The 14305-nt window shown below is 73.6% G+C and carries 9 protein-coding genes; 4 read left to right on the top strand and 5 right to left on the bottom strand.

The window, feature by feature from the left end; all coding sequences use genetic code 11:
• Positions 1-285 precede the first annotated feature (285 nt).
• A complete protein-coding gene (locus tag RM479_RS01860) occupies positions 286-666 on the bottom strand; it encodes a DUF1622 domain-containing protein (protein WP_311509959.1) in 381 nt (126 codons plus the stop codon).
• A 183-nt stretch (positions 667-849) separates the two neighbouring features.
• Here RM479_RS01860 and RM479_RS01855 point away from each other — a divergent pair, with 183 nt between their 5' ends.
• Positions 850-5529, top strand: coding sequence for a hypothetical protein (locus tag RM479_RS01855; protein WP_311509957.1), 4680 nt, complete (start codon positions 850-852; stop codon positions 5527-5529).
• A 44-nt stretch (positions 5530-5573) separates the two neighbouring features.
• Here the strand turns inward: RM479_RS01855 and RM479_RS01850 are convergent, their stop codons facing one another.
• The 3 genes from RM479_RS01850 to RM479_RS01840 form a co-directional block, all read right to left on the bottom strand.
• Positions 5574-6833 (bottom strand): DUF418 domain-containing protein, encoded by a 1260-nt coding sequence (locus tag RM479_RS01850; protein WP_311509955.1) that lies wholly within the window; start codon positions 6831-6833, stop codon positions 5574-5576.
• Between the two features lie 41 nt (positions 6834-6874).
• On the bottom strand, positions 6875-7492 hold the full coding sequence (locus RM479_RS01845) for a TetR/AcrR family transcriptional regulator (protein WP_311509954.1): 618 nt from the start codon (positions 7490-7492) through the stop codon (positions 6875-6877).
• Positions 7493-7568: 76 nt separating this feature from the next.
• A complete protein-coding gene (locus RM479_RS01840; RefSeq protein WP_311509952.1) occupies positions 7569-8738 on the bottom strand; it encodes a hypothetical protein in 1170 nt (389 codons plus the stop codon).
• Between the two features lie 135 nt (positions 8739-8873).
• Here RM479_RS01840 and RM479_RS01835 point away from each other — a divergent pair, with 135 nt between their 5' ends.
• Together RM479_RS01835 and thiD are read left to right on the top strand one after the other, a co-directional pair.
• A complete protein-coding gene (locus RM479_RS01835) occupies positions 8874-10133 on the top strand; it encodes a flavin monoamine oxidase family protein (protein ID WP_311509950.1) in 1260 nt (419 codons plus the stop codon).
• Positions 10134-10269: 136 nt separating this feature from the next.
• Complete coding sequence (thiD, locus tag RM479_RS01830) at positions 10270-11070, top strand: bifunctional hydroxymethylpyrimidine kinase/phosphomethylpyrimidine kinase (protein ID WP_311509949.1); 801 nt, start codon at positions 10270-10272, stop codon at positions 11068-11070.
• A gap of 37 nt (positions 11071-11107) precedes the next feature.
• On the opposite strand, the gene RM479_RS01825 is transcribed toward thiD, so the two are convergent.
• Positions 11108-13285 (bottom strand): alpha-galactosidase, encoded by a 2178-nt coding sequence (locus RM479_RS01825; protein WP_311510412.1) that lies wholly within the window; start codon positions 13283-13285, stop codon positions 11108-11110.
• Between the two features lie 203 nt (positions 13286-13488).
• Here RM479_RS01825 and RM479_RS01820 point away from each other — a divergent pair, with 203 nt between their 5' ends.
• Positions 13489-14286 (top strand): DeoR/GlpR family DNA-binding transcription regulator, encoded by a 798-nt coding sequence (locus RM479_RS01820; protein ID WP_311509948.1) that lies wholly within the window; start codon positions 13489-13491, stop codon positions 14284-14286.
• The last annotated feature ends 19 nt before the right edge of the window (positions 14287-14305 follow it).

Raw genomic sequence — 14305 nt, 5'->3', positions numbered from 1 at the left:
GGCGCGGATGATCCGCGACCACACCGTGGGGCCGGCCACCGCGACGTTGGCTGCCCATGAGGCGGCGGACCCGATGATCAGCAGACTCCAGGGCAGCAGGCCGCCCTTGCGGCCGTGGCGGGCGTCGCTCAGCGGGGTCAGGGACGCGCCGATCCTCACCGTCGAGGAACCGGCCCCCGGGGCCCGGAGGGGCGGCCGAAAAACCTCCGTTGCCCCGTCGTGGTCATTCTGCCCCGGCGGTGCCACCGAGGACACCGCGATCGACCTGGGCCCCCGCCGACCGGCTCACCCCCGCTCCCGCGCGGAGGGCGGTTCGGCGGCCGTTCGGCGCCGCTGCCAGGGCCACCGGTTCTCCAGCTCGGCCTCCAGCGAGAAGCTGAGGAACGTGCGGATCAGGACGATCCCGGCCAGCACGCCGACACTGCCGAAGGTCGGCTCGATGGCGACCGTGCGGATGATGTCCCCGGCCACCAGGAACTCCAGGCCCAGCAGGATGGCCCGGCCCAAACCCTGCCGGTAGGGACGGTAGACCTCGGCGAAGGGTACGCGGCGGACGAGCCGGTGGAAGAACACGGCGGTCGCCGCGACCATACCGACGACGATCACCGCGACACCGGCCACCTCGATCGCCGTTCCCACGACCTCGACCGCTTCGACGGTGTCCATGGTCTCCCCCTGTCCTCGCGGGTGGATCGTTCACTCCCCGTGCCCGGGGCCCCCGCCGGCGAACCCTCGGCGGGCCCGAGGCCGTCACCCGGCCTCGATGCGCGAGTGTTCCACTCCCCCTGGGGCGGCTCCCGGCCCCGGCGGGCCCGCGCCGGTGTCCGCGCCCGCTGGAATACTCCCCGTATGCCCCACCCTCTTCCCTCCCTTCCGGAACACGCCTCCCGGTCGACGCTCTACCTCGACTGGGTCCGCCTCAACGACCCGGCCAACGCGCGGGACGCAGCCGAGTTCTTCGAGAAGCTGCCTCGGTCCTCCCGCGAACTGGCCGGAGACCTGGAGTGGATCGAGTCCCGGGCCTCACGGGCCGGCCTGCCCCTCGACCACCTGCCCTGGCTCTGGGACACCATCGGCCACCGGTTGGCCACCGGTCACTCCAGGAAGGCGGGGGCGGCCTACTCCGCGGCCCGGGAGGCCGAGGCGCGGCACCGGCTTCCGGTGTCCGTGGTGCACGCGGTCGAGAACCCGCTGCTGTTCGCCCGGCACGGCGCGCTGCCCGCCAAGGAGGTGCGCCTCCACTGGGATCGGCTGACCGGTCTGTTGCCCGCAGGGGAGGCGTACGGGGAGTTCCTGGCCTTCCTGGAGGCCTGGGCCCGAAGCTCCGCGAACCTACCCGCCGACCTGGTCACCCGACTGCGGTCGGCGGCCGGGCACGCCGGACACGGGCCCGACGAGGTCGGCCGGCGGCTGGGGCGGCTCCTCACCGTGCGCGCTCCGGGGGCCCGGGCCTCCGACACACTGCTGGACGCCGCCGCGAAGGTGTTCGCGAAGCACCCGCCGGAGGAAGCCGATCGGGCGGCCCTGGTGAACCTGTTCCCGGAGGCGACGACCGACGGCGGTGCCTGGCTGCGACTGCTGGACTCCCTGGGGCTGCTCGACGACCTGGTGGACGGCGAGGCCGTGCCCGAAGGCGGGTACACGGCCTGGCTGTCCTCCTTCCCCCGCACGTACTCCCAGGTCGTGGACGGCCGGTACCTGAAGATCCAGCCGATGGCCCCGGAACTGCACGCGCTGCTCCCCCGCCTCGCCGAGCGGATCGCGGCCGAGGGGACCGAGGTCGCGGTGGATCCGGGACGGTACCGCCCCCTCGTGGACCTGGCGTTCCTCGACGCCTGCCTGGCCGCCGGGATACGGGTGGCCGATCCCGCCCCGAAGGCCGAGACCCGCTCCTGGGGGTGGCGCCCCGGACCGTCCTCGGCCTTGGCCGCCGACCCCCGGTTCGTCCGCCACACCTCGGCGGCGGACCCGGCTCCGCCGGGAGCGGAGGGGGCCGCCCCGGACCGGGCGTCGGGCTGGGCCGACGTCCCGGGTCTGCCGACGGAGGCCGCGAAGCGCATGGACGCCCTGGTCCGGGCCCTCACCTCGGGCACCCCGGGGGCCGGTGAGGAGGCGATGGACGCCGTCGAGGGGACGCTGGACCACACCGCGGCCGTGGCGCTCGCCCGGGCCGGTCGCCTCCCCGACGGACCGGACCCGGCCGTGCCCCTGGCCCGGGCACTGCGGTTCGGCGTCCCCGCGGAGTACACCTGGCCCGCGTTCGAGGAGGCGGTCGCGGAGTTCGCCGCCCGGGGCGAGGACGTCACCGGTATGAGCTCCACCTGGCCGGTGCTCACCGTCTACGGGCGCTCGACCGCCGTCGCGATCGACCCCCGGGGCGGGACGGCGCGGGCGTCGTACGTCATCCCCGAGGGCGTGGCACGGTACGCGGTCCACCGCGTGGGCGACGACTTCCTCGTCACGTGGGACGCGGGCGGTTGGCGGAACCACCGGGCCTTCTGGTGCTCGGACCCCGACCGGGTCCTCACCGACACGGGCTTCGACGCGAGCTGTTACTCCGGCTACTCCGACCGGCCGGCCCTCGGCTACACCTTCGGCGACGACCGTGGCCGCCACGGCACGGACCGCCTCACCCTCCCCGGCGACGCCTCCGGGGTGGGGTCGTCGCCGGACCTGTTGAGCGACGGCTCCACCCTCTGGCGGGTCCTCTCCGACGACGACCCGGGCGGAGGCCCCTTCGAGGAACTCGACCCGGCCGACGGGACGCCCACCGGCCGGTACTCCCGACCGTCCTTCCTTCCCGCCGGGGACCGCTCCTGGGTCCTCGGCCGGTCGACCCTGGCACCGCTGCCGGCGGGGACGTCGGACTCCCCCCTCGGCGCGGCCGGCGGCCTCACGGGCTTTCGCGTGTACTCCGAGGGGGACGGCGAGGACCGGCGGACGGTCGTCGAGGGCGTCGACGGCCGCAGGTGCGCCACCCGCGACGATCTCGGCCACGCCCCCTGGGGCGTCATCCGCATGCCCGGCGGGGACCACGGTCTCCTCATGGAGCGGCGGCGCACACACCTCCGCGTCACCCGATGCCAGGCCGCCGAGGACGACGGCCCGTGGTGGGAGGTGTACTCCCACCTCAAGAGCGAGTCCGGGGACCCGGAGGGCGCGGGCGACCGCATGCTCTATCCCCCGCCGGCGTTCTGGCACTTCCTGGTCCCGCGCGATCCGGAGGGGTCGCGGGCGCTGCGGAGGGCCGACACCGAGTCGGCCCGGGAGCTGATCCGGGCGGCCCGGTCCGCCGGGGACGACGGCGTCCGCCGGAACGCCGTCCGCGAGGCCCTCGCCCGGGTGCTGCCCGAGGTCACCGACGATCGCCTCGTCGACGGCCCGGGCGGGCTCGTCGAATCCGTCCTGCGCGCGGCCGACCTGGAGGAGCGCCGTGCCGCGCTGTCGCGGCTCCTCTCCACCGTGGAGGTGGAGAAGCTGGTGCCGCCCGCCCGGACCTCCGACGACGCTCTGCGGTCGGCGCTGGAGGGCCTGCTCCCGCCCGGTTTCCCGGAAGGGGGCGCCCCCGCCGCGCTGACCGCCGTCGCGGCCGACGGCGCCTTCCTGCGCGGGGACATCACGGAGGCGACCCGGCGGGTCTCCCCGCCCGCGCCCTCCCGGCACTGGGGATTCCTGCTGGACCGGATCGACGCCGCCCTGTGGCGGCTGGCCGTCACCTCCTCGGAGGAGGCGCGCGGGGCGCTCACCGAACTCCTGTGCGTCTGGGCCGACCGTCCCTTCGCCGAGCGGGGCACCCGCTGGCGCAGGGGTCTGGCCCCGGGCCGCGCGCTCGCGCCGCTGTGCGAGCGGGGCGGCACCGTCGTCACCGGAAGCCGGGAGGTGACGCGCCGCACCGCCCGTCCGGGGCCCGCCCCCTCCCCGGGAGAGCCGCTGCGGCCCGAGGGGCTGTACCACTTCGTCCAAGAGGCCGGGGAGCCGGTGCCGGAGGGCGCGACCGAGACGGACACGGTGTCCGTGGACCTCGACCAGTCCGCGCGCGTCCGGCGCCTGCTGGAACTCCTCGGCGGGCGGGGGCCGGTCACGGCCGGGGAGCGGGCCGTGCGCGCGTTCGTCGACCGGACCGGGGCCCCGGAGCCCCTCGCCGCGCTGGTGTTGAACGGCCGCCTCGGGCTTCCCGGCGCGAAGCCGGGCGGTACCGTGCGCAAGCACCTCGCCGAGGAGTACGAGAACGCGGTCCGGACCCTGGGCACGGACGGCCTGAACCGCCTCCTGGGCGCGGCCGTCCCCGAGGACCCGGCCGACCTGTGGGAGCCGGACGGGGACGTGCGCGCCGCCGAGCGGGCGGCCCGGGTGTGGGCGGAGCTGGTCGGGGTGCGCGCCGTACTGGACGAGGAGGCCGCCTCCCTGCTCGACAAGGAGCTCAAGCTGGGCCGGGAGTGGGCGGAGACGCTCATGGACCCGTCCTCCTCCGACTTCTGCACCGTCGACATGGACCGTGTCATCGCCGAGGACGCGTACAACGCCCCCACCCTGTTCTCCGTGTCCGGGGACGGGCGGCCGGGCGGCCAGGTCTTCCACTACGACCCGATCACCCGCTACCCGTACCGTGTGGCGACCTCGCTCGTGGCGTGGCCGTCCGCCCGGCTGCCGGTGGGCCACCCGTGCGCCGCGGGGGTGCCGGAGCTGTACTGGCGGTTGGTCGACCGGTTGCGGGCCCCCGGCTTCCTGCTCCCGGTGGGCTTCCTCTTCCGGGTCGACGACGTGCTCCCGCTGCTGGAGGCGACCGGGTACGAGCGGCTTCCCTACGCGCCGCACGCATCACGTGACCCCGAACGCGGGACGGCCGAGGTGTACGGCGGGCCGCTGCTGGTCATGCCGGACCGCGGCAGGGGAAGGGAGCACCTCTACGTCCGCACCGCCGGGTTCTTCGAGCCCGGGGTGTACGAGACGACGGAGAGGGCCCTGTCCTCCCGGGCCTTCGAGAGGCCCGAGGACAAGGACGGGCTGGTCCTGGAGCTGCGCGGCCTCAAGGAGATCTGCGACGGGTCACTGGGTCGGCTGGTGGAGCGGACCGGGAACACCCCGGTCCCGGTCGGCGGATACGAGGCCGACCCGCGGCTGAGCGTTCCGGAGCTGGTGGAGGAGGTCGCCGCGGACCTGGGCACCGACGCCGACGCCGCGGCGCTGTACCTCCAGCTGATCACCCTGTCCCGGCCCACCGACCAGAACGTGCGCCGGTGGAACGGCTGGTCGGCCGCGCGGCACAAGAAGGCGGGCGCGCGCCTGCTGGAGACGGGCGCGGTGGAGCAGGGCAAGCGGCCCCGGGCCGGGCGGACCCTGTTCGCGCCCGACGGATGGGTGGCGCCCAAGGCACCGGACCTGCCGTTGGAGGCGGCCAAACTGGAGACCCACTTCGCGGTGCTCACCGACAAGAAGGTGCTGGTCTCCCCCACCTCCGCCCAGCTCCCCCTCGCCCCGTCGCACGAGATGTTCGAGGCGGCGTGGCGGGCCCGGGGGTCCGACGGCTGAACGGTCGGCGGTGGTGTGCTGGCCGTCCCGCACACCACCGGGCCTCAGCGGCGGCGGGCGGGGATCCGGCCCAGCACCGCCTTCTGCAACGCCTCCAACGGCCCGAGCCGGAACCGGCGCAGCCACAGGGTGGAACCGATCAGGAGCAGTGCGGAGACCGCCGCCCACAGCCCCATCACCCACCACGGTCCGGTGTCGGCGAAGCGGGCGGCCAGGCCGAGACCGATGCCGTAGCAGGCGAGCACGCAGATGAGGTTCTGCGCCACGTAACCCGTCATCGCCACACGCCCCAGGGAGGACAGGGAGACGATCCCCCACCCGGCCGGGTCCGCCCGGTCCACCAGCCACCCGATCGCGCCGACCAGGCCCAGGGCGACGACGGGAGCCGCGACATAGCGCTCCACGAAGAACCACTCGGGTCCGGCCAGCGCGGTGGCGAGGTTCAAGGGGACGCCCACTCCGAGCCCCCAGACGAGCAGGCGGTCGCGCAGCCGCCGCCCGGTCTCACCGGCTTCGAAGGCGTCGGCCCGGAACAGGCGCACCCCCAGCAGGAACATGCACACCATGAACGCGAACGTGATGATCGGTTCGGAGCGCATCGCGAGCGCGTTGTCGAAACGGAACGCGATCTGTTCGAGGTAGGTGCCGTGCGCGTACAGGTCGACGACCTCGGTGGGGACCCCGCCGTCGGCCGACTGCGCGCCCGGCTGCGGCAGGTACGCCAACGCGACCGTGAGCAGGCCGATCACGGCCAGGTGCAGGGCGGCCGAGCACCACATCACCGCGTTCCGGACCCGTGGTGAGCGGGTGAGCAGCCAGGCCACCACGAGGGCGGTGACGGCGTAGCCCATGAGGACGTCGGCGGCGAACACCAGGGTGAAGTGCACCAGGCCCTCGACGAACAGGAACAGCGCCCGCCACGTGTAGGGGCCGGGCCAGCGTTCCCCCCTCCGCTCGGCGGACCGGTACTGGATGGCCAGGCCCACTCCGAAGAGGAGCGTGAGCAGCGCCAGGAACTTGCCGTTGGAGAACAGCAGCAGGACGCCCTGGGTGACGGTGCCCGGGGAGGGGTCGGCCAGGGCGGCGGCCAACGGACTCAGCTCCTCGCCGAACAGCATGTTGGCCTCACCGCCGGGCGCGGTGAACAGCCACACGTTGGTGGCCAGGGTGCCCAGGATCGCGACACCGCGCAGGACGTCGAGCAGGGGCAGGCGTCGGGAGGGGGTGACCGGGGGCTCGGCGGCGGGGGCGCTCGGGGCCGCGGAGGGTTCGGGCACACCGGTGCCGTCGGGCGGGGAGGTCATGATCACCGTCTTCGGAGTCGGGGGCCAAGGGGTTCGGGGGTTCAGGGGCTCTCGGGGTCCGCGAAGAGCCGGTCGAGGTGGGTGGTGAGGGCGGCGCGGATCGTCTCCGCGTCGAAGGCCTCACCGGTGACGAGGTGATGCAGGGTCAGTCCGTCGACGCACGCGACGAGGGCGCGCGCCTCGGCCCGGGGGTCGCGGTCTTCGGGGAGTTCACCCTGGTCGATGGCCATCTCCAGCGCCTCGGAGAGGGCGTCGAGGAGGGCGCCGGTGGCCTCCCCGTGCATGCGCGCCATCTCCGGGTCGGCCAGGGTGGCGGGCAGGAATTCGAGCCAGACGGTGAGTTCGCGGACCCGTTCCTCGTCGAGGGGCAACAGGGTCTCGGTGGCCCGGTCCAGCCGGTCGCGCACCGAGGTGACGGGCTGCGGGCCGGCGGAGACCTCGCGCAGGCGCTGTTCGGCGCGGTGGTACATGTGCTCCACGCCGAAGCGCAGCAGTTGCGCCTTGGACCGGAAGTAGCGCTGTACCAGTCCGACGGACACGCCCGCCCGGTCGGCGACGTCGGCGAGGGTGGTCCGGGCCAGCCCTCGTTCCCCCACCGTCGCCATGAGGGCCTCGGCGACCTGGTGCCGCCGCCGTTCGTGATCAGCCGTCCGTGCCATGAAAAAAATAATACGGAAATATTTTTATGATGGCGAGCGGAGGTGCGGCCGGATCCGGCCACACCGGGGAGGTCCCTCAGCCCTGCCCCGTCAACCCGTCGAGCATCGGACCGAACTCCTCGTCCGAGGTGTACAGCGACACCGACCGCTCCTCGTGGTCGATCTCCACTCCCACCGGGCGCAGGTCGGGCACCCCGCCCTCGGCCCGCGCGGCCGAATCCGGGTGCCACCAGAACAGCTGGGCGCTGATCGGCCGGTCCGCGTCGGAGACGAACCGCTCGGCGAGCTCCTGGAGTCGGTCCATCGCCATGATCGGGTCGCCCTTGCCCAACGGGTTGGCCAGGATCACCTGCGGCACGGGGAAGGCGACGAGCGCGCCGTGGGGCGCCTCGCCCAGGTGGCGGGACAGGACGTGGGCCTGGGCGGAGGTGTAGGGCTGGGCTCCGCCGATGTGGATGATCGCCACGCCGCCGAGTTCCACCTCGCTGGCCTCGACCTCCTCGGCCACCGAGCGGGCGATCGCCTCCGTGTGGACCTGCTCCTCGGTGCGGCCCATGCGCTCCAGGACGGAACGGTCGAGCGGCTGGACGCTCTCGGGGGTGTCGATGACGACGGTCTCGCGCAGTCCGGGAGCGAACTCACGGAAGAGCAGGGCGTCCCACACCTCCTCGGGGAAGGCGGTGGTCGGGTAGAGACGGACCCGCCACCGCGCCTCGGAGCTCTCGTCCTGGGGGACGATCCGCCGGATCTGGTCCGCGACGGCCTTCGCGAAGGGACCGGCCTTGTCGAAGGCGTCATCGATCGGGACGCCCTCGACGGTCGCCAGGTAGTCGCTGACGTCGCTGGTGACCCGTTGCCCGTCCGACAGGGGCAGGCTCAGGACCTTGGGGGTCTCGAACCGGGCGTCGAGCCCCAACTGTCGGAGCACCGCGACGAGGGCGGCGCGCCCGTGATCGTCGGAGCGGGGCGGGTAGTGGGTGCCCAGCGGGATGTCGCGTTCGCGGAAGGCCCGCATCATGGCCAGTGCGACCTGCTCGGCCATGTCCGGGTACTGCTCGACCGGGTAGGAGCGGGCCTGCTCGACGGCGTCGGAGAAGTCCTTGGTGAAGGGCTCGGCGCCGGGGAGGTGGATCAGCACCAGGGTGGGCGACCGGCGCTCGGCGGTGATGTCCACCCGGGCGAACGCCTCCAGGACGAGTTCGACGATGTCGGGACGGAGGCGGTCAGGGGTCTGTGTCTCGGACATGCGCTGTGTGACTCCTCGTGAACCGGTGCGGTTCGGGGTATCGATGTGCTCTCGTGCCCGAGTCTGGACCATGGCCGGCTCCGAACGCGCGCACCCCGTGCGCGCGCGGACGACGGGCGTGCTCTCATATCCGTTATGCCCTTCTCCCCCGCCTCGGGCGAACCCCGGTGGAGCCGCCGCGCCTTCCTGGCGTTGGGCGGCGGCGCGCTGTTGTCCGCCTCGACGTCGTACCCCGACACGCCACCGGAGTGGGACGTGGCGGTGGTCGGGGCGGGGCCGGCCGGGCTGGCCGCCGCGCGCCATCTGTTCGACCACGGTCTGCGCGTGGTGGTGCTGGAGGCGCGCGACCGGGTGGGCGGGCAGGTGTTCACCGATCGGGCCTTCGCGCCCGTGCCGGTGGAGTCGGGCGCCGGTCTGATCCACGGGGCGGACGTGTCCACGTGGGAACTGGTGGAGGAGACGGGGGCGCGGACGGAGCGGATGCGCGCCGACTGGTCGGAAGCGCCGGCCATCGACGTGTCACGGGCTCCCCGAGGTGACGAGGACGCCGCGACGTACCTGCGCAGGCTGGGCGTGCCCGAGGAGGATTGGCCGCCGGTGGCCATCGACGGGGAGCCCCTGGAGCGGTGGAGCGCGCGGTGGATCCACGCCACCGGGGTGTTCGACTGGTGGAGCGCCCCCCGGGAGGACTTCCGGGTGGTGGACGGGTACGACCGGCTGTTGGAACCGCTGGCGGCGGGACCGCGGATCATGCTGCGCAGCCCGGTCCGGCTGGTCCGACGCGGTCCGGCCGGGGTGGAGATCGGGGTGGCCGGGCGGAGCACGCCGGTACGGGCGCGTCGGTGCGTGGTGGCGCTGCCCATCGGGGTGCTGCGCTCGGGGACGGTGCGGTTCGAGCCCGGTCTGCCCCTCGGACACCGGGAGGCCGTGGCCGCGTTGACGGCCACCGACGCGGTCAAGCTGCTGTACCGGTTCGACCGGCCGGTCATGCCCACCGACCGGGACAGCCTGGGCGGGGACGGCTTCGTGTTCTGGAGCGTGTCCCGGGAGCCGGAGGTGGTCACGGTGTGGACGGCCGGGGACGGTGCCCGCGACCTGCTCGCCCGGGAGCCGGCCGACCGGTTCGCCGAGGGGCTGCGGGCCTTGTCCGGAGCGCTGGGCGGGCCACCGCCCGCGCCGGTGGGGCGCACCACCCACGACTGGACGGCCGACGTGTTCAGCCGGGGCGCCTACCTGCACGTTCCGCCGGGGGCGCACGACGCGCCCGCGACGCTGGCCGCGTCGGTGGACCGGACCCTGTTCTTCGCGGGCGAGGCGGTCACCGGGGAGAACACCGTGGACGGGGCCTACGACAGCGGATACGCGGTCGGTGACGACCTCCTCGCCGACCTCTGATCCACCCCGGCCTGTGGACGACGTCCCTTCGACCGCGGTTCGTGGTGCAATTGTCCAGAGGCCGCGGGACCGTCTCCTCGTCCGAGGGTCCCGGGCCGCGACCAGAGCACGACGAACACGAGGGGGGTGGTGCCCGATGACCGATCGCGCGTACGTGATCGCGGGCTCGGAGGCCACGGGGGGCGCCGGCATCCAGGCCGATCTGAGGGCCTTCCAGGAACTGGGCGTCTACGGCACGGGGACGATCACCTGCATCGTCTCCTTCGATCCGAAGGAGGGGTGGGGGCACCGTTTCGTGCCGATCGCCCCGCAGGTCATCGCCGACCAGATCGAGGCGGCCACGGCCTGCCACGACCTCGACGTGGTGAAGATCGGGATGCTCGGCACGCCCGACACCATCGACGTGGTCGCCGAGGGCCTGCGGGCACGGGAGTGGCGGCACGTGGTGCTGGACCCGGTACTGATCTGCAAGGGACAGGAGGCGGGTGCGGCACTGGATACGGACAAGGCGCTCACCGAGAAGATCCTGCCGCTCGCCACGGTGATCACGCCCAACCACTTCGAGGCCATGACCCTGGCGGGGATGGAGACCATCGAGACCGTCGACGACCTCATCGAGGCGGCTCGGCGCATCCACGACCTGGGGCCGTCGCACGTGATCGCCAAGGGCGGCGTGGAGCTGCCCGGACCGGACGCGGTGGACGTGCACTTCGACGGCGAGGAGGTGACCGTGCTGCGCGCTCCCAAGATCGGTGAGGAGAGGGTGAGCGGCGCGGGGTGCACCTTCGCGGCGGCGATCACGGCGGAGCTGGCCAAGGGCGCCGAGGTCGGCGTGGCCGCCGCCACCGCCAAACGGATGGTCCGCGAGGGCATCGAGCACCGCCTCACCACCCACGCGCCCTTCGCCTCGATCACCACGCGTTCCCCGGGCGTCTGACCCGCACCGTCGGCCCCACCCCCCGGGCCGACCGGCGTCAGGCGGAGGTGAGGTGGAGCAGGAGCACCTGGCCGGGGTCGAGGTTGGGGAGGTGGACGCCGACCCGGGTCAGCACGTGACCGGAGACGATCGACTCCCCCTTGACGAACCACTCCGGTGGCGAGTGCTGCGTGGCGGTGGGCCGACCGACGTCCTGGCGCCACCGCAGGCGATAGCGCCGGCCCGGGTGCAATCCGGGCAGGCGGACCCGGCCCGGGTGGGTGCGGACCGAGGAGGTCGGGCGGGCGTAGCGGTAGACGGCCTCCGTGCCGTCACGGGCGACGACGCCGTCCAGTTGTTCGGCGGGATCCGGATCGTCGGCGTGCACCGGGTCGCCGGAGTGCAGCAGGGGCCGCAGTTCTCGGTAGAGGGCGATCCAACGGGTCAGTGCTCCCAGCTCCGCCTCGGTGCATCCGGTGATGTCCCATTCGATCCCCGGGTGGCCGATGAGCGCGGTCAGACAGCGCGTCGTGAGGTCGGTGACGCGTCCGGTGGTGTGCGACACCGGTCCGCCGACGTGCCCGCCCACCAGTTCGGGCGGCAGCAGCAGACCCGTCCAGCGTTGGATCGACAATCGTTCCAGCGGGTCGTTGACGTCGGAGGCCCACACCCGGTCGGTGTGCTCCAGCACGCTCAGGTCCACACGGCCGCCGCCGGAGGAGCACGACTCGATCTCCAGTCCGGGGTGGCGGGCCCGCAACCGGCGCAGCAGGTCGTGGACGGCCGTGGTCTGTCGGTGCACGCCCGCCCCGCCGGTGGGTCCGTGGACGGCCTCCAGCAGGTCGCGGTTGTGGTCCCACTTCAGGTGGTGCGGCCGGTACTCGGTGACGAGCGCGTCCAACCGCTCCAGCAGGTGTGCGGCGACCTCGGGGCGCCCCAGGTCGAGGACCTGCTGGTGGCGGGAGGACCGGGGCGGATGGTCCGCGGGGCCCAGGACCCATTCGGGGTGCGCTCGGAACAGGTCGGAGTCGGGGTTGACCATCTCCGGCTCCACCCACAGCCCCACCTGCATGCCCAGAGAGCGCACGTGGTCGAACAGCGGGTGCAGTCCCTCGGGCCACACCCCCGGGTCCACGGTCCAGTCGCCCAGGCCGGCGGTGTCGTCGCGGCGACCGCGGAACCAGCCGTCGTCGAGCACGAAGCGCTCCACCCCGATGCGGGCGGCGGTGTCGGCGAGCCGTTTCAGGGCGTCGAGATCGTGGTCGAAGTAGACCGCCTCCCAGGTGTTGAGCACCACCGGTCGCGGTGACGACGGGTGGTGGGGGCGGGCGCGCAGCCATCGGTGGACGCGCGCCGACATCCCGTCCAGTCCCTCGTCCGACCAGGAGAAGCACACCCACGGGGTGCGGTGGGACTCTCCGGGCCCCAGGCGCGCCTCGCCTGGGTGGAGGAGTTCGCCGCCGCCGAGTGCGGCGTCGGCCTGTCCGGCGCCCTCGGGCAGTCGTTCGGCCAGATGGACGTGATCGCCGCTCCAGGCGACGTGCACGCCCCACACCTCGCCCCGCCGGAATCCGAACCCGGGTGTCCCCGCGACCAGGAACAGGGTGGCGTCGTGTCCGGTGCGACCGCGGCGGGCGGCCCGCATCAGCGTGCCCTGGGCGAACTCCCTGCGTTGCGGGGAGCGTTCGCGACACCATCGCCCGGTGAGGTCGAGCACCTCCCCCGCCTCCCGGGGCAGCGGCAGGAACACGTGGAGCGCGGCGGGGCTCCACACGCCCTCTCCGGTGTTGGTCACCTCGTGACGAATCCTGACCAGCCCGTCGGCCTCCACGCGCAGTTCGCCGCGCAGTTCGAGTCCTGCGGCCTCGGCCACGGCCGTGAAGGTCAGGCGTCCGCCGACCGGGGTGTCCGGCAGCGGGTCGACGACGACCTCCTCGACCCGCCAGCGGGGATGGGAGGCACGGCCGTCCCGGTCCCCGGAGAGGCCGGGGTGTCCCGCCCAGCCCTCCCCCTGGCCGGGGAGCAGGGAGAACGGGAGGGGCTCGTCGATCCTGTTGTGCGGGACGGTCGGCACGGCGGTCGCGGCCAGCCCATCGATCTCGGGCAGGTCCGCGCCCCAGTGCAGGACGTACGGGAGCCCCGTGTCGGGCACGCCGAGCACCAGGGCGGTCCCCGCCGCGCGCAGGGCGATGGTCCGGGGGGCGCCGTCCGGCGGGCGCGGGAGGTCGTGCGGCACGGGGTGTCCTCCGGACTCGTGGGGGGCGGTCACGTCCCACATGCTCCGGGCGCACCTCGTTCCCTGTCAACGGATCCGAACTTTTTCCGACACGCCCGCCCCAGTGGAATCGATCTCCTCGGGGATATTGACACCCGGCCGACCCATAGTGCACCGTCTCCCACAGGAATCAACATTTTCCATCAACCACCTCGGGGGAGCCGATGCTCGCCGCCCAACGACAGGAGCTGATCCTCGACCGGATCCGGCGTGCCGGCGGCGTCCGGGTCGCCGACCTGGTCGAGAGCCTCGCCGTGTCGGACATGACCGTCCGCCGCGACCTCGACGTCCTGGAGGCCCGGGGCGCCCTGCGCAAGGTGCACGGCGGGGCCGTGGCCTCCGACGGGGTCCGCACCGAGGAACCCGGGTTCGCCGCCAAGGCCACCCGTCAGGCGGACGAGAAGCACGCCATCGCCCGTGCCGCGGCCGAACTCGTCCCCCCGCACGGAGCCGTGGGGCTGTCGGCCGGGACCACCACCGCCCTCGTCGCCGAGTACCTGGTGGACGTCCCCGGCCTGACGGTCGTCACCAACTCCCTGCGCGCGGCCGAGGTGTTCCACCGCGCCGAACGCCCCGACCGGACGGTCGCGCTGACCGGTGGTTTCCGCACCCCCTCCGACGCGCTGGTGGGACCGCTCGCGCTCGCCTCGATCCGCGGACTGAACCTGGACGTCCTCGTCCTGGGCGTGCACGGTATGCAGGAGCGCGCCGGATTCACCACCCCCAACCTCATGGAGGCCGAGACCGACCGGGCGCTGGTGGAGGCGTCCGCCACGCTCGTGGTGGCCGCCGACCACAGCAAATGGGGCACCGTCGGGATCAGCACCATCGCCCCCCTGGACCGCTGCGACGTACTCGTCACCGACGACGGACTGGACCCGGGGGCCCGCGCCGTGCTCGCCGACCACGTGGACCGCCTCGTGGTCGCCGGGGCCCGCCACGGAGAGGGGAACGGGTCGTGAGCCGGACCGCCGCGGACCG

Origin of the sequence: Nocardiopsis lambiniae (assembly GCF_031845465.1) — a bacterium.
GTDB classification, from domain to species: Bacteria; Actinomycetota; Actinomycetes; order Streptosporangiales; family Streptosporangiaceae; genus Nocardiopsis; species Nocardiopsis lambiniae.
The sequence above is the reverse complement of the archived record's forward strand: the minus strand, read 5'-3'. Positions and strand labels throughout refer to the sequence as shown.

Bases quoted from the DNA above. Each gene is read 5' to 3' on its own strand.
- RM479_RS01835 (WP_311509950.1), top strand. From the start codon at position 8,874: ATGCCCTTCTCCCCCGCCTCGGGCGAACCCCGGTGGAGCCGCCGCGCC.
- RM479_RS01860 (WP_311509959.1), bottom strand. From the start codon at position 666: ATGGACACCGTCGAAGCGGTCGAGGTCGTGGGAACGGCGATCGAGGTG.
- RM479_RS01855 (WP_311509957.1), top strand. From the start codon at position 850: ATGCCCCACCCTCTTCCCTCCCTTCCGGAACACGCCTCCCGGTCGACG.
- RM479_RS01820 (WP_311509948.1), top strand. From the start codon at position 13,489: ATGCTCGCCGCCCAACGACAGGAGCTGATCCTCGACCGGATCCGGCGT.
- RM479_RS01845 (WP_311509954.1), bottom strand. From the start codon at position 7,492: ATGGCACGGACGGCTGATCACGAACGGCGGCGGCACCAGGTCGCCGAG.
- RM479_RS01850 (WP_311509955.1), bottom strand. From the start codon at position 6,833: ATGACCTCCCCGCCCGACGGCACCGGTGTGCCCGAACCCTCCGCGGCC.
- RM479_RS01840 (WP_311509952.1), bottom strand. From the start codon at position 8,738: ATGTCCGAGACACAGACCCCTGACCGCCTCCGTCCCGACATCGTCGAA.
- thiD (WP_311509949.1), top strand. From the start codon at position 10,270: ATGACCGATCGCGCGTACGTGATCGCGGGCTCGGAGGCCACGGGGGGC.